6 protein-coding genes are annotated in these 26,114 nt (G+C 65.9%); all 6 read left to right on the top strand.

What is annotated here, in order from left to right; genetic code table 11:
- Positions 1-20: 20 nt before the first annotated feature.
- The gene (locus tag HCA61_RS19775; RefSeq protein WP_169689919.1) at positions 21-1,133 is read left to right on the top strand and encodes an NDMA-dependent alcohol dehydrogenase; all 1,113 of its coding nucleotides are present in this window, start codon (positions 21-23) and stop codon (positions 1,131-1,133) included.
- 122 nt (positions 1,134-1,255) lie between these two features.
- The gene (locus HCA61_RS19770; RefSeq protein WP_169689918.1) at positions 1,256-1,525 is read left to right on the top strand and encodes a GlsB/YeaQ/YmgE family stress response membrane protein; all 270 of its coding nucleotides are present in this window, start codon (positions 1,256-1,258) and stop codon (positions 1,523-1,525) included.
- A gap of 149 nt (positions 1,526-1,674) precedes the next feature.
- Positions 1,675-2,535, top strand: coding sequence for a CoA ester lyase (locus HCA61_RS19765; RefSeq protein WP_169689917.1), 861 nt, complete (start codon positions 1,675-1,677; stop codon positions 2,533-2,535).
- Positions 2,536-2,540: 5 nt separating this feature from the next.
- Positions 2,541-4,487 (top strand): acetoacetate--CoA ligase, encoded by a 1,947-nt coding sequence (locus HCA61_RS19760; RefSeq protein WP_169689916.1) that lies wholly within the window; start codon positions 2,541-2,543, stop codon positions 4,485-4,487.
- A gap of 65 nt (positions 4,488-4,552) precedes the next feature.
- Positions 4,553-4,900, top strand: a complete 348-nt coding sequence (locus tag HCA61_RS19755) for a hypothetical protein (protein ID WP_169689915.1) — start codon at positions 4,553-4,555, stop codon at positions 4,898-4,900.
- A gap of 312 nt (positions 4,901-5,212) precedes the next feature.
- Complete coding sequence (locus HCA61_RS19750) at positions 5,213-26,107, top strand: non-ribosomal peptide synthase/polyketide synthase (RefSeq protein WP_169689914.1); 20,895 nt, start codon at positions 5,213-5,215, stop codon at positions 26,105-26,107.
- The last annotated feature ends 7 nt before the right edge of the window (positions 26,108-26,114 follow it).

The following is a 26,114-nucleotide window of genomic DNA, read 5'->3' as shown; positions in this document are numbered from 1 at the left end:
GCGAGACAACGGAGGACGAGATGAAGACCAAAGCCGCAGTACTGCTCGAAGCGGGCAAGCCGTTCGAACTGATGGAGCTCGAACTCGACGGGCCCGGCCCAGGCGAGGTCCTGATCAAGTACACCGCTGCGGGCCTGTGCCACTCCGATCTGCATCTGACCGATGGAGACCTCCCACCGCGCTATCCGATCGTCGGCGGTCACGAAGGATCCGGCATCATCGAGGAGGTCGGACCCGGCGTCACCAAGGTCAAGCCCGGAGACCACGTGGTGTGCAGCTTCATTCCCAACTGCGGAACGTGCCGATACTGTTCCACGGGTCGTCAGAACCTGTGCGATATGGGTGCCACCATCCTCGAGGGATGCATGCCGGACGGATCCTTTCGCTTCCATTCGGGCGGAACCGATTTCGGTGCCATGTGCATGCTGGGTACGTTCGCCGAGCGGGCTACGATCTCGCAGCACTCGGTGGTCAAGGTCGACGATTGGCTCCCACTCGAGACGGCAGTGCTCGTCGGTTGCGGTGTGCCGTCCGGGTGGGGCACTGCGGTGTATTCGGGTGACGTGCGTGCCGGCGACATCGTCGTCATCTACGGCATCGGCGGTCTGGGGATCAATGCCGTCCAAGGCGCGGTCCATGCAGGAGCGAAGTACGTCGTGGTGGTCGACCCCGTCGAGATGAAGCGCGACGCGGCGCTGAAATTCGGAGCCACCCACGCGTTCGCGACCGCGGCGGAAGCTGCGGAAAAGGTCAACGAGTTGAGTTGGGGACAGGGTGCCGACGCTGCGCTGATCCTGGTGGGCACGGTCGACGAGGAAGTCGTGTCAGCGGCGACGGCGGTCATCGGCAAGGGCGGCACCGTCGTGATCACCGGCTTGGCGAACCCCGAGAAGCTGACCGTCCACGTGTCGGGCACCGATCTGACACTGTTCCAGAAAACCATCAAGGGCTCGCTGTTCGGATCCGCCAACCCGCAGTACGACATCGTGCGGCTGCTGCGCCTCTACGACGCGGGACAACTGAAACTCGACGAGTTGATCACCACCCGATACACCCTCGAAGAAGTCAATCAGGGCTACCAGGACCTGCGCGACGGCAAGAACCTGCGTGGAGTGATCGTCCACGCATCGTGAACGGACTCCGGCCGCGCAACGTTCGGTGGACGATTTCCGGAATTTCACTCGTAGAACCACCCGGGGAGAACAAACTGGCATACAGTTCGTCGCGGCAAGATCGTTTACGAGAGGAGCTCCCGATGGGAGAAATCATCGGCACCATCATCTTCGGTGCGGTCATCGGTGTGCTGGCCCGACTCGTGATCCCGGGCAAGCAGGCCATGGGTTGGATCATCACCATCATCATCGGCATCGTCGGTGCCTTGATCGGTTACTGGGTCTGGGGCATGATCGCATCCGAAGGCAACACGGACACCGGCGGAATCGACTGGATCCGGTGGATCATCAGTATCGCGGCCGCAGTCGTCCTGACTCTGCTCTACACATCGATGACCAGGGCGAAGAGTTGAGCCACTACTCCTGACAACATCGAGCCGATGGCCTCGCCCTTTCGGGCGGGGCCATCGGTCGTTCCATCACTCGCGACGAAACGGTGACCGGACAGGCCGGGCGCGGGATGATCGGAAGTGGACGAACCGTGCACGAGGAGGTCGACCACATGAGCGTGATTCCGGGACCGGCGTGGTTGTTCTGCCCGGCAGATCGGCCCGAGCGCTACGGCAAGGCCGCCGCGACCGCAGATGTCGTCGTCCTGGATCTCGACGACTCGGTTGCACCCGCCGACAAGGACTACGCTCGCCGGTCCCTTCTCGACCGGTCGCTCGATCCGGCGCGCACGGTCATCCGAGTCGGTCCGTCCGGCACCGATGAGCATCACCGCGACCTTCGCGCCCTCGCCGACACCCCGTACACCCGGGTGATGCTCGCACGATGCGAATCACCAGAGCAGGTAACGGCGCTTGCCCCGCTCGAGGTGGTCGCGCTCGTCGATTCGCCACGCGGCGTACTCGCGGTCGCCGAGATCGCTCTGGCGATGGGCACCATCGGTGTCATGTGGGGTGCAGAGGGGCTTGCCGTCGCGCTCGGCGGACAGAGCATCCGGCACGCGGACGGCACCTACCGCGACGTCGCAAAGCATGTCAGGTCCTCGGTGTTGCTCGCGGCCAAGGCGTACGGCCGCTGGGCACTGGACGCTGCCCATCCCGACATCGGGGACCATTCCGGACTCCGCAGCGAGACTCTCGATGCGGCCGCCGTCGGTTTCGATGCGAAGGTCGCGATCCACCCCGATCAGGTGGGCGTCATCCGCGCCGCATATGCGCCGAGCAGTGAGTCTGTCGAGTGGGCTCGCAGAGTCCTCGCGGCCGTACCCGAGTCGCGAGGCGCATTCCGGTTCGAGGGGCAGATGGTGGACGCGCCCGTGCTACGTCACGCCGAACAGATCCTTCATCGATCGGTGGAGGCCCGCGCCAACGATTACCGATCGGATCGTACCGAGGTCGAGCCGGAACGGAGGTGACGGTGATGATCCGGCCACAGTGGGTGCCCACCGAGGTGGACTCCGCGGAAGCCAGGGTGACGGCATTCGGCCGCTTCGTCGAACGACGACACGCCGTGCAGCTGCCGGACTACGACACACTCTGGCAGTGGTCGATCGACCATTCCTGCGAGTTCTGGCAGGCCGTGTGGGACTGGTTCGACATCCGCGGGGGCACCGACCCCGGACGTGCACTCGCCGATGCCACGATGCCCGGAGCAGTGTGGTTTCCCGGGGCCCGACTGAACTACGCTGCGCACGTCTTCCGCAATGCTCGCGAGGATCGCCCGGCGATCGTCCACATCGACGAGGACGGACAGCGTCGAGAGACGAGCTGGGCACAATTGCACCGGGAGACCGCCGCCCTCGCAACCACACTCCGTGAGTGCGGGGTCACAGCAGGCGACCGGGTCGTCGGCTATCTACCCAACATTCCCGAGGCGATCGTTGCACTGCTTGCCACCGCAGCAATCGGTGCCGTGTGGTCCGCCTGCGGGCAGGACTACGCCGCCCCCGGCGCGCTCGATCGGCTCGGCCAGCTCGAACCGAAGGTCCTCGTCACCGCGGACGGCTACCGGTACAACGGCCGTCGACATGATCGGGTCGCCGAGGTCGCGTGGTTGCGTGAACACATGTCCGGCCTCGAGATGACGGTGCTCGTCGCCCGCAGCGAGACCTCCGGCGACACCTTGCTCGACCCGGGCATTCTCACCTGGGAAGAGGCAACCGCAGGCGAACATGAACTCGAGCCCGTCCCGGTGCCGTTCGACCACCCGCTGTGGACGGTGTTCTCGTCCGGCACCACAGGCCTGCCCAAGGGCATCGTGCACGGGCACGGGGGAGTGCTGCTCGAGCATCTCAAGGCACTGTCGCTGCATCTCGACATCGGTCACCGCGACACATTCTTCTGGTACACGAGCCCGAGCTGGATGATGTGGAACTTCCTCGCGGCGGGACTACAGGTCGGCGCCACGATCGTCTGTTACGACGGAGCACCGTCCTACCCGGACGTCGACCGGCTGTGGCGGATCGCGGCCGACGAACACGTCACCGTCTTCGGGACGAGCCCCGGCTACGTCCTTGCGTGCATGAAAGCGGGCATCGTCCCGCGTCGAGAACACGACCTCTCCGCTCTCCGCGGGGTCGGTGTCACCGGCTCGACATTGCCGCCGACATCCTCGCTGTGGCTGGGCGAGAACGCGGGTGAGCGGGTCCAGGTCATGTCCATCACCGGCGGCACCGACGTGGTGTCGGCGTTCATCGGATCGGTCCGGACCGTGCCGGTGTGGCCGGGGGAGCTGTCGGTGCCGTGCCTCGGCGTCGCCGTCGATGCCTTCGACGCCGCGGGCCGTCCCGTGCGCGGCGAGGTGGGCGAGCTCGTGGTCACCGCGCCGATGCCGTCGATGCCGGTTCGGTTCTGGAACGATTCTGATGGCACCAGGCTCCGCGAGGCGTACTTCTCCGTCTACCCGGGTGTGTGGCGGCACGGAGATTGGATCTCCATCACCGAGCGCGGCTCTGCCCTGATGCACGGGCGTTCCGATGCGACGCTGAATCGGCACGGGGTCCGGATCGGTACGGCCGACATCTATCAGGTGGTCGAAGCCTTACCGGAGATAGTCGAGGCGCTCGCGCTGGGAGTCGAGCGGCCCGACGGCGAATACTGGATGCCCCTGTTCGTTGTCCTCGCCGACGGGGTGACCCTCGACGAGGCTCTTCGCGAGCGGATCCGGGGTGAACTCCGGGCTCGGGTCTCGCCCCGACATGTACCGGACGAGATCCTCGCCGCACCAGGCGTGCCGCATACCCGAACCGGTAAGAAACTCGAGGTTCCGATCAAACGGATCCTGCAGGGAGCCGACACCGCGGCGACCGTCGAGCGAACCGCGATCGACGTTCCGGAACTCCTCGAGTGGTACCGCGATCAGGGGTGAAGTACACCACGTCGTGAGTGCTGCCTTACTGGACAGGTAGCGCCTGAAATGTTCGGATTGCGGCCATGGACGTCGCCATCGATATTTTTCTGATCCTGCACTTCATCGGCCTCGCCGGAATCATCGGCTCGTGGCTCGCGGTCATCAAGGAGCCGCGTGTCGTGATGGGCATGCTGCACGGTGCGATCCTTCAGGTGGTGACGGGTCTCGCTCTCGTGGGTCTCAACGAGGCGAACGATGCAGACGTCAACCACATGAAGATCGGCATCAAGCTGGTGATCGCACTGGTCATCCTCGCCGTCGCGATCATCGGTGTGAAGAAGGAGAAGCAGACCCCCGGCTCGACCGCTGTGCTCGCGCATACCGCGGGTGGACTCGGCATCCTCAACGTGATCATCGCAGTCGTGTGGTGATCCTTCTCTCATCGTTTCGGCGGCGACCTCGTGTCCGGCGCGCGACCGCTCGTGTGCTGGTCCGAACCCTGTAGATTGGGCCGGTGTGTATGCGAAGGGCGCCTGAGATGACCGGCGAGTAACCTGTCTCGAACGGTTGTTGCCGGTCGGTAGGGTTTGTGGGCTGTGTCGTCGGGCCAGTGGGGCATCCCGCTGCCGGGCTCGCCGTAACGATCCTCACCTGATCTGCAGATATACGCGGGGTACGGTGATGTGCTCCGCAGGTCGGTGCGCAGGTCGGTCGTCGTCCGACGGTGAGAGGAAGGTTGGGGTTTGGACTCGCTGGGTATCGGCGGCTCGGAAACGAAGAGGACGAGTGCGGCAGCGGTGCCGCCCGGTGCGTTTCCCCTCTCGCCGGCACAGCTGGGTATGTGGTTCGCCCAGCACGTCGACCCGACGGTGCCAGCCAATATTGCCCAGTATGTCGAACTCGATGGGGATCTCGATCTCGACGTACTTCGCGATTCCAGTGCCCGTGCTGCCCTCGAAACCGGGTCCGGGTTCCTCCGCTTCATCGAGGTGGACGCGCATCCCTATCAGCTCGTCGATCCCGCATTGGACGCCCCGCTCGGATACGTGGATCTGCGTGGCGAAGAAGATCCTCGTCAGGCTGCGCTCACGTGGATGCGCGAGGACCGCAGTCGGCCTGTCGACGTACTCCGTGATCGGCTCATATCCGCAACGGTGCTCCGCATCGACGAGACCCGTTACTTCTGGTACAACCGCGTCCACCATCTCGCACTCGACGGGTTCGCTGCCGCGACCTTCATGACCCGGATCGCGGAGTTGTACACCGCGGCCGTGGAAGGGATCGAGGCCAGCCCGAACCGGGCGTCGGACCTGCGCAAGGTCTACGACGTCGAGATGGACTACCGCGACTCGAAACGGTTCGCCGACGATCGCGAGTACTGGGCGGGGCAGATCGAGGGTATCGACGAACCGTCGAGTCTGGCCGACCGCACGGCAGCGCCGGCCCCCGTCAGCCGCATCGACAGCGCCGCGCTGACCGACGACACCGAACGTCACGTCGACGTACTCGCCGAGCGTGAGGGGGCAAGTCTCGCGACGGCCGTCGTGGCCGCGTTCGCGGCGTACGTCGCGCAGATGACGGGTCGTACCGATGTCGTGCTGAGCCTGCCTGTCGCCGCGAGGACGACCGCGGTGTTGCGCCGGTCCGGCAGCATGGTCTCGAACGTTGTTCCGCTGCGGCTGGATGTCACCGACGACACCACCGTCCACGATCTGATCGCCGCCTCGGGTGCCGCAGTGTCCGGAGCCTTGAGGCACCAGCGATACCGGCACGAGGACATCGTCCGCGATCGTGACAATTCGGCCGGGGCGCAGTCGACGTTCTTCGGTCCGTGGGTCAACATCATGCTGTTCGAGAACGAAATTCGCCTCGGCGACATGGTCGGACACATCAACATCCTGTCGACCGGTCTCATCGAAGACCTCGGAGTCAACGTCTACAAGAGCGGCGGCAACCGCGTTCACATCGACTTCGAGTCCAATCCCAACCTCTACGCGCCCGAACAGGCACGTGCCAACCATGCGCGATTCGTCGAGTTCTTCGACCGATTCGTCGCGTCCGACGCCGATCGGCTCGTCTGGGACATCCCGCTCGCCGGAAACACCGAACTCGACCGTGTCGTGGTCGATTGGAACCGCACCGCTCACCCGACCCAGCAGCGCACACTGCTCGCCGAGTTCCGGGACCGAGTTGCCGCGACTCCCGATGCGACGGCGCTGGTCTACGAGGGCGAGTCACTGACCTACGGCGAGTTCGCGCAGCGGGCCAACTCGCTTGCGCGCGAGCTCATCGACCGTGGCGTCGGCCCGGAATCGCTCGTCGGTCTGTCCGTTCGCCGGTCCCTCGAGCTCCTGGTCGGCATGTACGCCATCCTCGAAGCGGGCGGCGCGTGGGTACCGCTCGACCCCGACCACCCCGCCGACCGCACCGAGTACATTCTCGACACCGCGAAACCGGTGGCAGTACTCACCACCTCGCGCGACCGCGCCGGGCTCCCCGACGCAGCGCCGATAGTCGAGATCGACACGTTCGACCATCGTTCGCGCGACGGTGGTCCGCTCACCGACTCGGAACGTCTCGGACCCGTGCGACCCGACACCACCGCGTACGTGATCTTCACGTCCGGATCCACGGGCCGCCCCAAGGGCGTCGCAGTCGGACAGGCTGCGATCGACAACCAGATCCAGTGGATGAACGACCAGTACGACGTGGTCTCCACCGACGTCTACCTGCAGAAGACCGCAACCACGTTCGACGTGTCATTGTGGGGCTTCTTCATGCCGTTGCGTGTGGGCGCGACTCTCGTGATCGCCACCCCCGAGGGGCACCGCGACCCCGTCTATGTCGCGAACAAGATCGCCGAGCACCGGGTGACGCTCACCGACTTCGTACCCTCGATGCTCACCGTGTTCGTGGCCAATGCCCCCGAAGGCAGTTGCGACACGCTGCGCCATGTCTTCGTCATCGGCGAGGCGTTGCCCTCGGAGACGGCTGCCGACTTCGCCCGGTTGTGCTCTGCAGACCTGCACAACCTCTACGGGCCGACGGAAGCCGCGGTCTCGATCACCTATCATCGCGCCGGACCGGGCGACGTGCACAGTGTGCCGATCGGTATTCCGCAGTGGAACAGCCGTGCCTACGTCCTCGACCGCCGTCTCCGTCCCGTCCCGGTGGGGCGCCCGGGAGAGCTTTATCTCACCGGCGTGCAGCTCGCCCGCGGGTACCTCGACCGGCCGGACCTGACCTCCGATCGGTTCCTTGCCGATCCCTTCGGGGCGCCGGGCGACCGGATGTACCGAACCGGCGACCTGGTGCGTTGGGTGTCGCCCGAGGGAGACCACGGTCTCCTCGACTACATCGGGCGCACCGACTTCCAGGTGAAGTTCCGCGGTCAGCGCATCGAACTCGGTGAGATCGAAGCGGTTCTGCTCTCCCACGACGCCGTCTCGCAAGCCGTCGTGCTCGTGGTGCAGACGCCCACCGGGGATCAACTCGTCGGGTATGTGGTGCCCATCCCGGCAGCGACGATCGAGGTCGCCGACCTCGCAGATCACGCAGAGCGCGCATTGCCGTCGTACATGGTTCCGGCGTCGCTGATGGTGCTCGAGGAACTGCCGCTCAACACCAGCGGCAAGCTCGATCGTAAAGCGTTGCCGCAGCCGGTCTTCAGTAGTAGCCGCACCTTCCGTGAACCCCGGACCCCTGCGGAACGGGCGGTGTCCGCTGCGTTCGGCGAGGTCCTCGGTGTCGAACGGGTGGGTCTCGACGACGACTTCTTCGAACTGGGCGGAAACTCTCTCGTTGCCACCCAGGTCGTCTCCCGAATCGGTGCCGCCCTCGATACCCGGATTCCGGTGCGCGCGCTGTTCGAAGCCTCCACCGTGGTGGGTCTCGCCACCCGGGTCGCGAAGCAGATCGGATCGGGTGCGCGGAGCGCGTTGGTGGCGCGCCCACGGCCCGAGGTCCTGCCTCTGTCGACCGCGCAGCAGCGCATCTGGTTCATCAACCGGTTCGACACCACGACCGCGGCATACAACCTGCCGTTCACTGTCCGCCTCACCGGTGATGTGGACCCGCGCGCGCTGTCCGACGGTTTCGCCGACGTAGTGCATCGACACGAGACGCTGCGGACCGTCTACCCCGAGGTCGACGGTGAACCCCGGCAGGTGATCCTGCCCGCCGATCAGATCACCTCGGTCCTCGAACCGCTGGAGGTCGACGAAGCCGGGCTCGAGGTTGCCGTCCTGGAGATGGCAGGCCGTGGTTTCGACGTCACGACCGATGTTCCTTTCCGGGTGGCCCTGTACCGGATCGCGCCCGACAGCAGTGTCCCGTCGGGGACCTACGTCCTCGCGATGGTGTTGCACCACATCGCGTCCGACGGATCGTCGTTCGGTCCGTTCGCTCGTGATGTCGTCACTGCCTACTCGGCGCGCGCGGAGGGGCACGCGCCGCAGTGGGCGCCACTGCCGATCCAGTACGCCGACTACGCGATATGGCAACGTGACGCACTCGGCGTCGAATCCGACTCGGAATCGGCTGCTGCAAAGCAGATCGCCTACTGGGTCGAGGAGCTCGACGGGCTCCCCGATCAACTCGACCTTCCGTCCGATCGTCCGCGGCCCGCGGTCGCAAGCTACGGCGGATCCAAGCACAGGTTCGACATCGACGCCGAAACCCACAGGCGCCTCGTTGATCTCGCACGTACTCACCACGCATCACTGTTCATGGTCGTGCACGCCGCCTACGCGGTGTTGCTTTCCCGGCTGAGCGGATCCGGTGATATCGCGATCGGAACCGCTGTCGCGGGTCGTGGCGAGAAGGAACTCGACGACCTGATCGGCATGTTCGTCAACACCCTCGTGTTGCGCAGCCGGATCGATCCCGGCTCCTCGTTCGAAGAGTTCCTCGGTGACGTCCGCGGCACGGACCTCACCGCGTTCTCGAACGCCGATGTTCCGTTCGAGCGGCTCGTCGAGGTACTCAACCCCACCCGATCCACCGCGCGGCACCCGCTCTTCCAAGCAGCGCTGTCGCTCGAACCGGCGCACGCGCGTGACGTGTCGTTTGCCGGCGTCCATGCTGTGGGCACCGAACTCGACATGCCCATCTCGAAATTCGACATCCAGCTCTGGGTCACCGAGCGGCTCGACGATGCGGGGCGACCGGCGGGGCTCGGAGCGGTCTTCGAGTTCGCCACCGACCTGTTCGACGAGGCCACCGTCGCCACGTTCGGTGAGCGATTCGTTCGCATTCTCGACGGTGTCGTCACCGACCCCACAACCCCCGTGGGTGACCTCGAGATCTTGTCTCCCGGTGAGGTCGACCGACTGGTCGCGACCCACGGCGCCGCCGTCACCGATCACGTCACCCTTGTCGACCTCCTGGTCGAAGGGGGCCGCCTGCATCCGGACCGCATCGCGGTGCGCGACGGCGGTACGGCGATCACCTACCGCGAGCTCGACGACATGTCGAGTCGGATCGCACGCTACCTGATCGCCAGAGGTGCCGGACCGGAAGAAATTGTGGCGCTGGCATTTCCACGCTCCTGGGAAATGCTTCTCGGTGTCTGGTCGGTGGCCAAGACCGGTGCAGCGTATCTACCCGTCGATCCCGAACATCCGGCCGAGCGTATCGCCCACATGCTCGACGACTCGGGAGCCCTGGCGGGTCTGACGACGGCCGAGCGAATGAGCATGCTCCCCGCTGTCGTCGACTGGATCGATCTCGGCAGCGATGCGTTCGTCGCAGAATGCGCTGCCCTCTCCAGTGCTCCCGTCGAGGACGCTGACCGGATCCGCACGCTCCGTCCGGACCACACCGCGTACGTCATCTACACCTCGGGTTCAACGGGTAGACCGAAGGGCGTCGCGGTCACCCACACCGGGCTGTCCGGACTCGTCCGTGAGTCCGTCGAACTCTACGAGGTCACCGCGGATTCGCGGATCCTCCATATCTGTTCGCCGAGCTTCGACCCGTCGGTGCTCGACTGGACGCTCACGGGAGCCACGGGCGCCGAACTCGTCGTCACTCCGCCCACGATCTACGGCGGCAGTGAGCTTCGCGCGCTCATCGAGGCCACGAAGGTCACCCACGCCGTCATCACCCCGGCGGTACTCGGATCGGTCGACCCGGCCGGTCTGGAGTCGCTCCGCACCCTCAATGTCGGTGGTGACGCTTCCACCGCGGATCTCGTCGCCCGCTGGGCGCCGGGTCGCCGTTTCTTCAATGCCTACGGACCGACCGAGACGACAATCGTGTCCACCCGCGCTGAGCTGACGGTCGACGGCCCGATCACCGTTGGCACTCCTGTCGCGGGAGTGGTCGCCTATGTACTCGATCGACGTCTGCGGCCGGTGCCTGCCGGCGTGTCGGGCGAGCTGTATCTGGCGGGGCACGCGCTTGCTCGCGGTTATCATCGTCGCGGGTCGCTCACGGCAGATCGTTTCGTCGCGAACCCGTTCGGCGATCTCGGCGATCGTATGTACCGCACCGGCGACGTCGTGCGCTGGAACGATGACGATCGGCTGGTCTTCACCGGCCGATCCGATTTCCAGGTCAAGGTCCGCGGCTACCGCATCGAACTCGGTGAGATCGATGCGGCATTGCTGACCCACGACCTGGTGGACTTCGCGGCCACCGTCGGCCACGAAATGCCCTCGGGTCAAACGGCTCTGGTGTCGTACGTGCATGCCGCTCCCGGTGTCGACGCCACCGGTGTCGACACTGTGGACCTCGCACGCCACGTGGGTCTCTCGCTGCCCTCCTACATGGTTCCGGCCCAGATCATCGTTCTGGACGAGGTTCCCCTCACTCCGATCGGGAAGCTCGACCGGCGGGCACTGCCGGAACCGGAACTCGTCATCACCTACCGCGAGTTCCGGGCGCCGACCACCCCGATCGAAGAGACCGTCGCAACGGTGTTCGCCGACGTCCTCGGCCTGCAGGTCGTCGGGCTCGACGACGACTTCTTCGAACTCGGCGGTAACTCCTTGCTCGCGACGCAGGTGGTCTCGCGACTCGGAGTCGCGCTCGACGCTCAGGTTCCGGTGCGGGCTCTGTTCGAGTCCACCACCGTCGCTGCACTGGCCGTGCGGGTCGAGCAAGAAGCCGGCCGCGGTGCGCGTATCGCGCTGGCGAAGATGCCTCGGCCCGAACGGGTTCCGCTCTCGCTCGCGCAGCAGCGCATGTGGTTCCTCAATCGCTTCGACACGCAATCGGCGACCTACAACCTGCCGATGGCGCTGCGGTTGCGCGGCGAACTCGACGTCGCTGCCCTGCAGGTGTCGATCATGGATGTCATCGACCGTCACGAGTCGCTGCGTACCGTCTTCCCGGACTCGCCCGAGGGGCCGAACCAGGTCGTTCGGGCCGCCGCTGAAGTTGTTCCCGACCTGACTCCGACCGTGATCGCGGCCGACGAACTGCCCGAGGCCGTTCGTCGCCTGGCCTCCACGGGCCTCGATGTGACCTCCGATGTCCCGATCCGGGCCGAGCTCTTCGAACTCGGCGACTTGGAGCATGTCCTCGTCGTTGTGGTGCACCACATCTCTGCCGACGGCTGGTCGATCGGTCCGATGGCGCGCGACATCATGGTTGCGTACACGGCGCGGACCGAGTGGGAAGAGCCCTCGTGGGCGCCGTTGCCCGTTCAGTACACCGACTACACGCTGTGGCAGCGGGAGATCCTCGGCTCCGAGAATGACGAGCAGTCGCTGATCTCGCGTCAGCTCGACTACTGGCGTCGTACCCTGGCAGGAATCCCCGACCAGCTCGACCTTCCTGCGGACCGGCCGCGGCCGAGTCAGCAGTCGTACGCCGGGGCGACGGTGGAGTTCCGGATCGATCCCGAATTGCACCGAGACCTGGTCGATCTCGCGCGCACGCGTAATGCGTCGCTGTTCATGGTGGTGCACGCTGCCCTGTCGGTGATGTTGTCGCGTCTGTCCGGACAGGACGACATTGCAATCGGTACCCCCGTGGCCGGCCGTGGTGAGCAGGCACTCGACGACCTGATCGGCATGTTCGTCAACACCCTCGTGCTGCGCACCGAGGTCGACCCGGCCGACGAGTTCATCCACCATCTCGCTCGGGCCCGCGACAGTGCGCTCGGTGCGTTCGGGCACGCGGATGTGCCCTTCGAGCGTCTCGTCGAGGTACTGAATCCGGAGCGCTCGACTGCGCGGCACCCGTTGTTCCAGGTGATGCTCTCGTTCGAGAACCTTCGTGCGTCGCGTATCGACCTGCGGGGACTGACCCTCGACGTTGTCGACATCGACTCGGCCGTCGCGAAGTTCGATCTGCAACTCACCCTGACCGAGGCGTTCGACGGCGACGGTACGCCCAACGGACTCGGAGCCGCGTTCACGTACGCGACCGATCTGTTCGATGCCGCAACCGCTCAGGGCTTCGCCGATCGTTTCGTGCGGGTGCTCGAAGCGGTCGTCGCGGATCCGGCCGTGCGGGTCGGTGACATCGATCTGCTCGATGGTGATGAGCGGTCTCTGGTGCTGGAACGGTGGAACGACACCGCGCGCGAGGTCGAGTCGTCGTCTACGTTGGTGGATCTGTTCGAGGCGCAGGTGCGCCGGACTCCGGGTGCGGTGGCGCTCGAGTTCGAGGGTCGGTCGTTGACGTTCGCAGAGTTCGATTCTCGCGTGAATCGTGTTGCGCGTTATTTGATTTCGGTGGGTGTGGGGCCCGAGTCGACGGTGGGTCTGGCGATGCGCAGATCGTTGGATCTGCTCGTCGGGATGTATGCGATCGTCAAGGCCGGTGGCGCGTATGTGCCATTGGATCCGGATCAGCCTGCCGATCGCAACGGGTACATTCTCGACACCGCTGCTCCGATCGTCGTGTTGACGACCTCTCGCGACGCGTTCGGCGACGATCGTGTGCTTTCGGTCGAACTCGACGTACTCGATGCGTCGGAGTTCTCCGATGCGGCGGTGACGGACGCAGACCGTTCGGCGCCGTTGCGTTCGTCGAATGCGGCGTACGTGTTGTTCACGTCGGGGTCGACGGGCCGACCGAAGGGCGTCGCAATCTCGCACGCCTCGATCGTGAACCGCCTTCTGTGGATGCAGGACCAGTATGGGCTCGGCGTCGACGACGTCGTTCTGCAGAAGACGCCGTTCACATTCGACGTGTCGGTGTGGGAATTCTTCTGGCCGCTCCAGGTGGGCGCCCGCCTCGTGATCGCCGCCCCCGACGGTCATCGCGACCCGGATTACCTGGTGCGGACGATGATCGAGACTTCGGTGTCGGTGGCGCATTTCGTGCCGTCGATGCTCGCCGTGTTCGTGGCGGCCTCCGGAGTCGAGGAGGTCTCGGCACTGCGGGCCGTGTTCGCCTCCGGCGAGGCGCTCTCGGCGGCGGTTGCGGATCGCCTGCGCACGGCATTGCCCCAGGTGCGCCTGCATAATCTGTACGGACCCACCGAGGCTGCGGTCGATGTGACCTACCACGAGGTCACTCGGGCCGACGCGGTGTCCGTTCCGATCGGTGTCCCGGTGTGGAACACCGGCGTCTACGTTCTCGACGGCCGGCTCCAGCCGGTTCCTGTGGGTGTCGCGGGCGAGCTGTACCTGTCGGGCGTGCAATTGGCGCGGGGATACGTGACGCGCCCGGATCTGACTGCCGAACGGTTCGTCGCCTCTCCGTATGCGGCGGGGGAGCGGCTGTACCGAACCGGTGACCTCGTCAAGTGGGGCCGGCGTTCCGGGGAACTCGAATACATCGGCCGTACCGATTTCCAGGTGAAGCTGCGGGGACTGCGGATCGAGCTGGGTGAGATCGAAGCCGCCCTGGTAGAAACCGGGGACGTCACCCACGCTGTGGTCCTGGTGCGATCGGATCCGCGTTCGGGTGAGCAACTCGTCGCATATCTCGTCGGCCGGCCCGAGGCTGCGCTCGATACTGCGGCGATCTCGCGGTCTCTGACGACTCGGTTGCCCGCGTACATGGTGCCTACCGCGTATGTCGTACTCGACCGGCTCCCGCTGAGCCCGGCGGGCAAGCTCGATCGTAAAGCCCTGCCGGAGCCCGTTTTCGAGGTCAAGGAGTTCCGGGCCCCGAGCACACCCGTCGAGCAGATCGTGGCCACGGTCATCGCTGAGGTGCTTGGGCTCGATCGAGTCGGACTCGACGACGACTTCTTCGCTCTCGGAGGTAACTCGTTGATTGCGACGCAGGTGGTCTCGCGGATCGGTGAAGCTGTCGGTCATCGCCTGCCGCTGCGCACGATCTTCGAGGCGTCGACCGTCGAGTCACTCGCCGTTGCTGCCGAGTCCGGCTCCGCCGAGGCGGACCGGATCCCGTTGATCGCACAGGATCGCCCGGCCCGGGTACCCCTGTCGCTGGCGCAGCAACGAATGTGGTTCCTCAACCGGTTCGACCCCGACTCCTCGGTGAACAACATCCCGGTTGCGGTGCGGTTGTCGGGCAAACTCGATGTGCCAGCGCTCGAGGAGGCACTGCGGGACGTCGTCGCGCGACACGAATCGCTGCGCACCATCTACCCGGATGTCGACGGTTACGGCTACCAGAAGATCCTCGCACCGGGCGACGTCGCCATCGCGCTGGAGAGCGTTCCCACGACCGAAGCCGACGTCCCCGACGCGCTGCGTGGGCTTGCCGGTATCGCGTTCGACGTGGCGCACGAAGTTCCTTTCGCTGTCTGCCTCCTCGAGCTCGGACCGGATGAGCATCTGCTGGTGGCGGTCCTGCACCACATCGCAGCGGACGGGTTCTCGATGGTTCCGCTCACGCGAGACATCATGATCGCCTACGCGGCACGCTCGACCGGGGACGATCCGGCTTGGGAACCGCTGGAGGTGCAGTACGCCGACTACACGCTGTGGCAACGCGAAATCCTCGGGTCCGAAGACGATCCGGACTCGCTGATCTCCCAGCAGATCCGGTATTGGATCGACGCGCTCGACGGAGTACCCGCGAGCCTCGAACTGCCCACCGACCGGCCTCGCCCGGCGGTGGCCACCAACGCGGGGGCGGTGCACCGATTCGAGATCGGTGCCGATCTGCGAGCCGCGATCGACAGGTTGGCACACGAGCAGCGCACCACAGAATTCATGGTGGTCCACGCCGTGCTCGCGGTCCTTCTTGCACGACTCGGAGCTTCCGACGACATCACGATCGGTACCCCGGTGGCCGGTCGCGGTGAACAGGCCCTCGACGGCCTGATCGGTATGTTCGTCAACACCCTCGTACTGCGCACACATGTCGACCCGGCGGAAACCTTCGGCGAACTCCTCGCGCACGTGCGTGAGTCGGATCTGGGCGCTTTCGCGCACGCCGAGATCCCGTTCGAGCGGCTCGTCGATGTGCTCGCGCCCGTCCGCAGCCAGGCCCACAATCCGTTGTTCCAGGTGATGCTCGCATTCCAGAATGTCGGCCAGGTGTCGCTCGAACTACCGGGCATGACCGTGTCCAACATTCCGCTCGACAGCGGCATGTCGAAGTTCGATCTCGTCGTGACCGTTCTCGACGTCCCACTCGACAGCTCGAACGGCGGATACTCGGTCGAATTCTCCTATGCCACAGATTTGTTCGATTCCCCGACCGTCGCTGGCATGGGCGAGCGTTTCCTCGCGTTGCTCGAGGCGGTCACGCGCACACCGGCATTGCCGGTAGGCGACCTTCCGCTGCTCACCGGCAACGAACTCGCGGCGGTCGAGTCCGCATCCCACGGACCCGAACACCGCATCGACTCCGCGGTCACGCTGCCCGTCCTGGTCGACCGGCAGGTGGCACGAACTCCGGATGCTCAGGCGCTGATCCCGGGCACCGACGCGCTCGGCGCACCGCGGACATATCGGGAGTTCGGGCGCGACGTCAACCGACTCGCTCGCTACCTCGTCGACTGCGGCGTCGGTCCCGATGTCCGTGTGGGGGTCGCGCTGAGCCGTTCGGTCGACCTGGTCATCGCCATACACGCGGTGATCGCCGCAGGCGGTGCGTATGTACCGGTCGATCCCGACCAGCCTTCCGAACGCATCGAATACATTCTCGAGTCCTCGGCACCGTCGCTGCTCCTCACCGCTGGGGCTGCGGCATCTGCAGGCGCCGAGACGTCGGCTGCCACGTGCGACGTCGATGCACTCGACCTCTCCGGATTCGACGACACGCCGCTGACCGACGCCGACCGCATCGCACCGCTGCGTGCCGAGAACCTCGCGTACGTGCTGTACACGTCAGGATCCACCGGCAGGCCCAAGGGGGTCGGCGTGACCCACGCTGCGGTGGTCAACCAGATGCTGTGGATGCAGGACCGGTTTGCGTTCACGGAGTCCGACGCAGTCCTGCTCAAGACTCCCGTGACCTTCGACGCGTCGGTCTGGGAAGTATTCCTTCCGCTGCACACCGGTGCCTCCATCGTCGTGGGATCCCCGGATCTCCACCGTGATCCTGCTCGACTGGCGGCGGAGATCGCCAATACCGCCACCACCGTGGTGCAGTTCGTGCCCACTGTCTTCGACGCGGTCCTCGAACACCTCGAGCAGACAGCGGCGGCCTCGCTGAACCATGTGTTCTGCGGCGGCGAGGCGCTTTCGGCCAACAGCACCGCGAGGTTCGCGGAACTCGGTGATGCGCCCGTGCACAACGTCTACGGGCCGACCGAAGCGACAGTGCAAACCGTATTCCGGACCGCAGGGGCGAGTGAGGATCGGGTCGTGCCGATCGGTCGCCCAGTGTGGAACACCGATGTGCTCGTGCTCGACTCGCGACTGCGCCCGGTTCCGGTCGGCGTGGCAGGAGAGCTCTATCTCACCGGTGCTCAGCTCGCCCGCGGCTACCATGGCCGAGCGGATCTGACCGCGGAGCGATTCGTGGCAGATCCACGTTCGACGGTCGGTGCGCGCATGTACCGGACCGGCGACCTCGTCAAATGGGTCCCGGCTACGTCCGGGGAGCCCGGCTCTCCGTCGATCGACACGCTGGAACTCGAATATCTCGGCCGTACCGATCGACAGGTCAAGCTGCGCGGCCTCCGGATCGAGCTCGGCGAGGTCGAGTCGGCCCTCGTCGGAGTGAGCGGGGTGCGGCAGGCCGTAACGATCGTCCGCGATGACCCGGGCGCCGGTCCGCAGCTCGTGGCGTACGTGGTGCCTACGTCCGGGACCACCGTCGACCCACTCGACATGAAGACCGAACTCGCGCAGGTGCTGCCGTCCTACATGGTCCCGTCGGCGATTGTGGTCCTCGACGCGTTCCCGCTCAACGCCAGCGGCAAGATCGATCGAAATGCGCTGCCCGCCCCGACTTTCGAGGTCCGCGAGTTCATGCCACCGCGCACTCCTGTGGAGGAGATCGTCGCGGGAATTTTCGCGCAGGTACTCGGGATTCCCCGAGTGGGCCGTGACGACGATTTCTTCGCGCTCGGCGGTAACTCGCTCGTGGCGACGCAGGTGGTCGCTCGCCTCGGTGAAGCGCTGGGCACACGGATACCCGTGCGCGCGCTTTTCGACGCACCGACCGTCGAAGCGCTCGCGCTGCGCGTCGAGCATGGCGACGAAACCGCGACCCGGCCCGAGCTTGTCCGCCGTTCCCGCCCGGAGCTGATTCCGCTGTCTCCTGCTCAGCAGCGCATGTGGTTCCTCAACCGGTTCGACACCGCTTCTGCGGTGAACAACATTCCGGTCGGTGTCCGACTGACCGGCACCCTCGACGCGGAGGCGCTGTCCGCCGCGCTCGGCGACGTCGTCGAGCGACACGAATCGCTCCGCACGATCTATCCGGACGTCGACGGTGTCGGGCATCAGTCCGTGCTCGCCGCGCATGCTGTGGAGTTGACAACCGAGAGCGTCGACGACGCGTCGCTGCTCGTGCGAGCCGAGCAACTCACCGCAACGGGATTCGACGTCACGGTCGAGGTCCCGATGCGAGTGGTGTTGTTCGAACTCGGCCCACGCGACCACGTGCTGTTCCTCGTGGTGCACCACATCGCATCCGACGGATTCTCGCTGCGTCCGCTCGCGCGCGACATCATGGTGGCCTACGCATCGCGGACGCACGGCGAGCCGCCTGCCTGGTCGCCGCTCACGGTTCAGTACCCCGACTACTCCCTGTGGCAGCGTGACGTGCTCGGCGCCGAGGACGACCCCGAATCGGTCCTCTCGAAGCAGATCGAGTACTGGACCTCGCAGCTCGCCGGTATTCCGGATCAGTTGGACCTTCCCTCGGACCGGTTGCGGCCCGAGACTGCCACCGGTGAGGGCCGGACCAGCAGTTTCCGGATCGACCCCACTCTGCATGCACGCCTCCACACGCTCGCGCGCGAGCACAACACCTCGTTGTTCATGGTGATCCACGCGGCCCTGAGCGTGCTGTTGTCGAGGCTGTCGGACACCGACGACATCGCGATCGGCACACCGATCGCCGGTCGCGGCGAGGCAGCGCTCGACGACCTGGTCGGCATGTTCGTCAACACCCTGGTGCTGCGCACCACGTTCGAGAACGACGTGCCGTTCGAGCAACTGCTCGCCCAGGTCCGCGAGACCGACCTCGACGCTTTCGCGCACGCCGACGTTCCGTTCGAACGGCTCGTGGAGATCATCGACCCCGAACGGTCGCAGGCGAGGCATCCGCTGTTCCAGGTGGCCCTGACGTTCCAGAACACGGGCGCAGTGGATTTCGAACTCGATGGGATCACTGCGAGCGCGTTCGAATACGAAGCCCCCATAGCGAAATTCGACTTGCAGTTCACCTTCGCCGACTCGATCGGTGCAGGATCGACAGTTGCCGACAACGGCGCAGGTGGAATGGATTTCGCGATCACCTACGCCACCGATCTGTTCGACGACCTGCGCGTCGCCGCGTTCGCGGAGCAGTTGCTGCGGATTCTGCGGGCGGTGGTGGAGGATTCGGCGGTTGTAGTCGGTGACATCGGGATTCTCGATGATTTCGAGCGTGAACTCGTCGTGTCGCGGTGGAATTCGTTGGGTGATGATGTGGCGCCGGCGGATGTGACGCTGGTGGACATGTTCGAGGCGCAGGTTGCCGCACGTGGTGATGCGGTGGCGGTGCGGTTCGGTGACGAGTCGGTGTCCTATCGCGAACTCGGTTCGCGGGTGCATCGTCTGGCGCGGCATCTGATCGATGTCGGGGTGGGGCCGGAGTCGTTGGTGGCGGTGACGCTGCCGCGGTCGGTCGATCTGGTGGTGGCGCTGCTTGCGGTGCTCGAAGCCGGTGGTGGTTATCTGCCGGTCGACCCGAACTCGCCTGCCGAGCGCATCGAGTTCCTGGTGTCGGATGCGCAGCCTGTCGCGGTCGTGACGCATTCCGGTGAGGATGTCTCGTTCCCGAGCGGTGTTCTGATCATCGAACTCGACCGGGTCGATCTGTCCGGTGTGGACGATGCGCCGATCCTCGACGCGGAGCGTCGAGCGACGTTGGGTTCGACGAACCTCGCCTATGTGATCTACACGTCGGGTTCGACGGGCCGGCCGAAGGGTGTGTTGATTCCGCATCGCAACGCGGTGCGGTTGATGGTCAACACCGAGTCGGTGTACGGGTTCGGTTCGTCGGATGTGTGGACGATGTTCCACAGCTATGCGTTCGACTTCTCCGTGTGGGAACTCTGGGGTCCGTTGTTGTACGGCGGGACCTTGGTGGTGGTCGACTACTTCACGTCGAGGTCGCCGGAAGCGTTCCGGGAGTTGCTGGTTCGTGAACGGGTGACGGTGTTGAACCAGACGCCGTCGGCGTTCTATCAGCTTGCCGAGGCCGATCGTGTGGCGTCCGATGGTGCGGATTTCGCGCTGCGGTATGTGATTTTCGGTGGTGAGGCACTCGAGCCGCGGCGGTTGGCGGGGTGGTTCGAGCGGTACGGCGACACGTCGCCGCGTTTGGTCAATATGTACGGGATCACCGAGACGACGGTGCATGTGTCGTATCGGGAGATCGGTGCTGAGCTCGCCGAGGTGGGGTCTGCCAGTGTGGTCGGCGTGCCGATCGCGGGCTTGCGTGTGTATGTGCTGGACAGGCGGCTTCAGCCGGTGCCGGTGGGTGTCGCGGGTGAGATGTACGTCGGCGGGGGTCAGCTCGCGCGTGGTTATCTGCGCCGGTCCGAGTTGTCGTCGACGCGGTTCGTGGCCGATCCGTTCTCGTCGGACGGTGCGTTGTTGTATCGCACCGGTGATGTGGCGCGTTGGGTGGTCTCGGGGGATCTCGAGTATCTGGGGCGTGCTGATGACCAGGTGAAGATCCGTGGTTTCCGTATCGAACTCGGTGAGGTCGAGGCGGCGGTGTTGGCGCAGGTTCAGGTGGCGCAGGCTGCGGTGATCGTGCGTGAGGATGCGCCCGGTGCTGCGCGGATCGTTGCGTATGTGGTTCCTGCCGAAGGTGTTTCGGTCGAGCTGGATGTGTTGCGTGACGGTGTGGGTGCGGTGGTGCCCGAGTACATGGTGCCGTCTGCGTTCGTGGTGATCGATTCGATTCCGTTGACGGTCAATGGCAAGTTGGATCGTCGTGCGTTGCCGGAGCCGGTGTTCGAGACGCGTGAGTTCCGTGCGCCGTCCACGCCGATCGAGGAGATCGTGGCGGGTGTGTTCGCTGATGTGCTCGGTGTGGAGCGGGTGGGTGCGGATGATGATTTCTTTGCTCTCGGTGGTAATTCGCTGATTGCGACGCAGGTGGTGTCGCGGCTCGGTGCGGCGTTGGATGCGCAGGTTCCGGTGCGTGCGTTGTTCGAGGCGTCGACGGTGTCGGCGTTGGCTGCGCGGGTGGAGCAGGAGTCGGGTCGTGGTGGGCGGGTTCCGCTCGTGGCGGGGCCGCGTCCGGTGCGGGTGCCGTTGTCGTTGGCGCAGCAGCGGATGTGGTTCTTGAACCGGTTCGATCCGGAGTCGACGGCGTACAACATTCCGTTTGCTTTGCGGTTGACCGGTGAGCTCGACGTTGCAGCACTGCAGTCCGCGGTCGCCGACCTGGTGGCGCGGCACGAGTCGCTGCGCACCGAGTATCCCGAGACCGGCGACGGTCCCGCGCAGAAGATTCTCCCGGCCTCGCAGGTGCCCGTCGATCTCACCCCGATGGACGTCACCGCGGGCGACCTCGAGACGCGCTTGCGGGAGATCGCCGCGACGACCTTCGACGTGACCACCGAAGTGCCGGTGCTCATGCGGCTGCTGCGCATCGCCGACGATCAGTACGTGCTGGCGGTCGTGGTGCACCACATCAGTGCCGACGGCTCGTCGATGGTCCCGCTCGTGCGCGACCTCGTCACTGCGTACGCGGCGCATACCGCAGGCACCGATCCGGTGTGGGCCCCGCTGCAGGTGCAATACGCCGACTACGCGCTGTGGCAGCGACAGGTCCTCGGCTCGGAGGATGACCCGGAATCGATTGCGGCACAGCAGCTCGACTATTGGCGCGACGCCCTCGTCGATCTGCCCGACCAGCTGGATCTGCCGCTCGACCGCCCTCGGCCTGCGCAGCAGACCTTCCGAGGTGACCGCATCGAGTTCGTCGTCGGCGCCGAGGCGCACGCAGCGCTCCGAGACCTCGCCCGCAGCCAGAACGCGACCGTGTTCATGGCGGTGCACGCGGTGTTCGCAGCGCTGCTCGCACGACTGTCCGGAACCTCGGACATCGCGGTGGGCACCCCTATCGCGGGTCGCAACGAGCAGGCCGTCGAGGACATCATCGGCATGTTCGTCAACACCCTCGTGCTCCGGCTCGAGGTCGACGCGGGAGCATCGTTCGCCGATCTGCTCGCAGCGGCACGCGAGACGGACCTGCAGGCGTTCGCACACGCCGACGTGCCGTTCGAGCGGCTCGTCGAGGTGCTCAACCCGGCGCGGTCGACGGCCCGGCACCCGTTGTTCCAGGTGGGATTCTCATTCCAGAACCAAGCCGGGACGGAGTTGCAGCTGCCCGGACTCTCGGTGGCTCCGCTCGATCTCGAAGGCGGAACGGCCCAGTTCGACCTGCATCTGATCGTCGCCGACCGCTATGACGACGACGGTGCGGCCGCGGGTATCGACGCGATTCTCACCTACGCCACCGATCTGTTCGACGACGTCACCGCCCGCGGTGTGGCAGCCAGGTTCGAACAGCTCCTCGGTGCCGTCCTGCAGGCACCCGACGCCCCGCTCGGTGATCATGCGGTGCTGCTCCCCGGCGAGCGCGACGACGTGCTCACCACATGGAACGACACCGATCACGACCTCGACGGTTCGCGCACGCTTGTCGAGATGTTCGACGAGCAGGTCCGGCGTGACGGCGGCGCAGTGGCACTCGTGTACGAGAGCGCACAGTGGACGTACACCGAATTCGACACGGCCGTCAATCGTCTCGCTCGGTACCTGATCGGTCTCGGAGTCGGGCCGGAAGACCGCGTGGCGCTCGCCGTCCGCCGCTCACCCGAACTGCTCATCGGCATGTACGCGATCGCCAAGACCGGCGCCGCCTACGTGCCCGTCGACCCGGACCAGCCGTCCGAACGCAACTCGTACATCCTCGGTACCGCGGCTCCCGCAGCGGTCGTCACCACGGCGGCAGACCGGGTCGAGCATCTTGGCGTGCCCGAGGTGGTGCTCGACGACCTCGATCTGTCGGACTACTCCGACGCGCCGATCACCGACCGCGACCGCACGTCGCCACTGCGGGCACACAACACCGCCTACGTGATCTTCACGTCCGGCTCGACCGGACGGCCGAAGGGTGTCGCGGTGTCGCACGCTGCGATCGTCAACCAGCTCGAGTGGAAGCGTTCCGCGTTCGATCTCGGGCCGGACGACGCGGTGCTGCTCAAGACCATCGCGACGTTCGACCTGTCGGTGTGGGAGTTCTGGTCGGCCCTCACCTCGGGGGCGCGTCTCGTAGTCGCGACGGCGGACGGTCACCGCGACCCCGACTACCTGCTGACCTTGCTGCGCGAGCAGCGCGTGACGACCCTGCACACGGTGCCGTCGATGCTGTCGATGCTCATGACCGTCGCACACGACGAAGTATCGCCGTCGTTGCGACGGGTGCTCGCCATCGGTGAGGCGCTTCCGGCACCCGTCGCCCAGCAGTTCCGCGCATCGAACGAGGCGGCCCTGTTCAACCTGTACGGGCCGACCGAGGCAGCGGTCTCCGTCACCGTCCACGAAGTGTGCGACGACGACACCGTAACGGTGCCCATCGGTGTGCCCGAGTGGAACACCGCCGTGTACGTTCTCGACGACCGGCTACGGCCGGTCCCGCCGGGCGTCGCCGGTGAGCTGTACCTCGCGGGCATCCAGCTCGCACGCGGCTATCACGACCGCGCCGACCTCACCGCAGATCGGTTCGTCGCCGATCCGTTCGGCCGTGCCCGCATGTACCGCACCGGCGATATCGTGCGCTGGAACCGCGAAGGCCACCTCGAATACCTCGAGCGTGCAGACTTCCAGGTCAAGGTCCGGGGCTACCGCATCGAACTGGGCGAGATCGAAACAGTTCTCCGCGACCTCGATACAGTGCGCGACGTCGCGGTGCTCGTGCGCAGCGGCACCAACGTCGGCGATCGTCTCGTCGCGTACGTCGTGCCGTCGAACGAGGATGTCGACGTCGACGACCTCAGGGTGCGGCTCGGGGAGCGCCTGCCGTCGTACATGGTGCCGTCCGCGTTCGTCGTTCTCGACGCCCTGCCGCTCAACACCAACGGCAAACTCGACCGTGCGGCACTGCCCGAACCGGAGCTCGAAGCAGGCACCTTCCGGGCGCCGACTACACCGGTCGAGGAGATCGTCGCAGCGACCGTGGCGGAACTGCTCGGTATCGAACGAGTGGGACTGGACGACGACTTCTTCGAACTGGGCGGCAACTCGCTGCTGGCGACGCAGCTATGCGCTCGGCTCGGCGCGGCCCTCGACACTCGGGTCGCGGTGCGCACCGTGTTCGAGGCCTCGACGATCGTGGCACTCGCGGCGCACATCCAGCCGTCCGTCGGACGCGGTGCACGGGCCGCGCTCGTTGCAGGGCCCAGGCCCGATCGGATCCCGCTGTCGCTGGCACAGCAACGCATGTGGACCCTCAACAGGGTCGACCCCGAGTCGGGTGTCTACAACATCCCGGTCGCGGTGCGGCTCACCGGCGCCCTCGACACGGACGTGCTCCGCGCCGCGGTCGCAGACGTCGTCGCCCGGCACGAGGTGTTGCGCACGGTGTACCCCGACACCGAGGACGGCCCGGTCCAGGTCGTGCTCCCCGTCGCGGAGGCGATGCCCGACCTCGAACCGATTGCGGTGTCGGCCGGTGATCTCGTCGGACGACTCACCGAGGTGCTCGGCACCGGTTTCGACGTCACCGCGCAGACCCCGCCCGTGCGGGTCGCGCTGTTCAGGGTCGCCGATGGGGGCGAGCACGTGCTCGCTGTCGTCGCCCACCACATCAGCGCGGACGGCTATTCGATGCGCCCGCTGATCCGCGACGTCATGGTCGCGTACCTCGCGCGGGTGGAAGGAACGACGCCGGACTGGGCTCCGCTGGACGTCCAGTACGCCGATTACACGTTGTGGCAGTCGTCGGTACTCGGCGACGAAACGGATCCGGACAGTGAACTCGCGCGCCAGCTCGCGTACTGGACCGGCGAACTCTCCGGTGCGCCCGAGGTGCTCTCCCTGCCCACCGACCGGCCGCGGCCTGCGCGTCAGTCGACCGACGGCGAGTCGATCACGTTCGCTGTGGGGGAGGCGCTCGCGCAACGTGTCGAGAAGACGGCGCGTGATCAGGGCGCCACCGTGTTCATGGTGATGCATGCGGCCTTCGCGGTGTTGATGTCGCGACTGTCCGGATCCGAGGACATCATGGTCGGTACCCCGACCGCGGGCCGCGGGGAAGAGGCACTCGACGACCTCGTGGGCATGTTCGTCAACACCCTCGTGTTGCGCACCCGGGTCGCGGGCGGCTCGACGTTCGCCGACCTGCTCGGGCAGGCGAAGGAAAAGGACTTGGCGGCATTCGGCAACGCCGATGTCCCATTCGAGCGGCTCGTGGACACCTTGGGGGTGCGTCGCACCAGCGCACACACTCCGCTGTTCCAGGTGATGCTCACCTTCCAGAACATCGACACCGGTGTCCTCGAGCTTCCGGGGCTCGCTGTGCAGCCGCTCGAGACCGGTGCAGATCAGGCGAAGTTCGATCTGCAGTGCACCGTCGTCGAACGGTTCACCGACGGCGGCCTCCTGGGCGACATGGACGTGACGTTCACCTACGCGACTGCGCTGTTCGACCGCAGCACGATCGAGGTGTTCATCGAACGGTTCCGCCGCGTTCTCGACGTCGTGACCGACGACCCGCAGGTCGTGCTGCGCTCCATCGATCTACGCAGCGACGACGAACGCGCACGCGCCGTCCGCCCGCGGAAGGCCCGGACGGTCGCCGACCTGCCGGATCTGGTGGCCAGTGCGGCTGCGGCCGCACCGGATGCCGTCGCGTTCGGCCACGGCGACCGCGACGTCACGTTCGGAGAGTTCGCGCAGCGGCTCGAGACGATGGCGTCGACGACGGGCGGTGCACTCACCGCCGAAGCACTGGTCTCGGTAGTACTCAACGGGCTCGTCCCGGGGATGCTGCCGCAACTCGGCGCGGACGGTTTCGGTCGGTTGATCCGCGACGTGATTGCTTCTGCGGAGGCGGTCACGGGCACGGATTAGCCGCCTG

Source organism: Rhodococcus sp. HNM0563, from assembly GCF_012726195.1.
Classification (GTDB): domain Bacteria; phylum Actinomycetota; class Actinomycetes; order Mycobacteriales; family Mycobacteriaceae; genus Rhodococcus.
The sequence above is the reverse complement of the archived record's forward strand: the minus strand, read 5'-3'. Positions and strand labels throughout refer to the sequence as shown.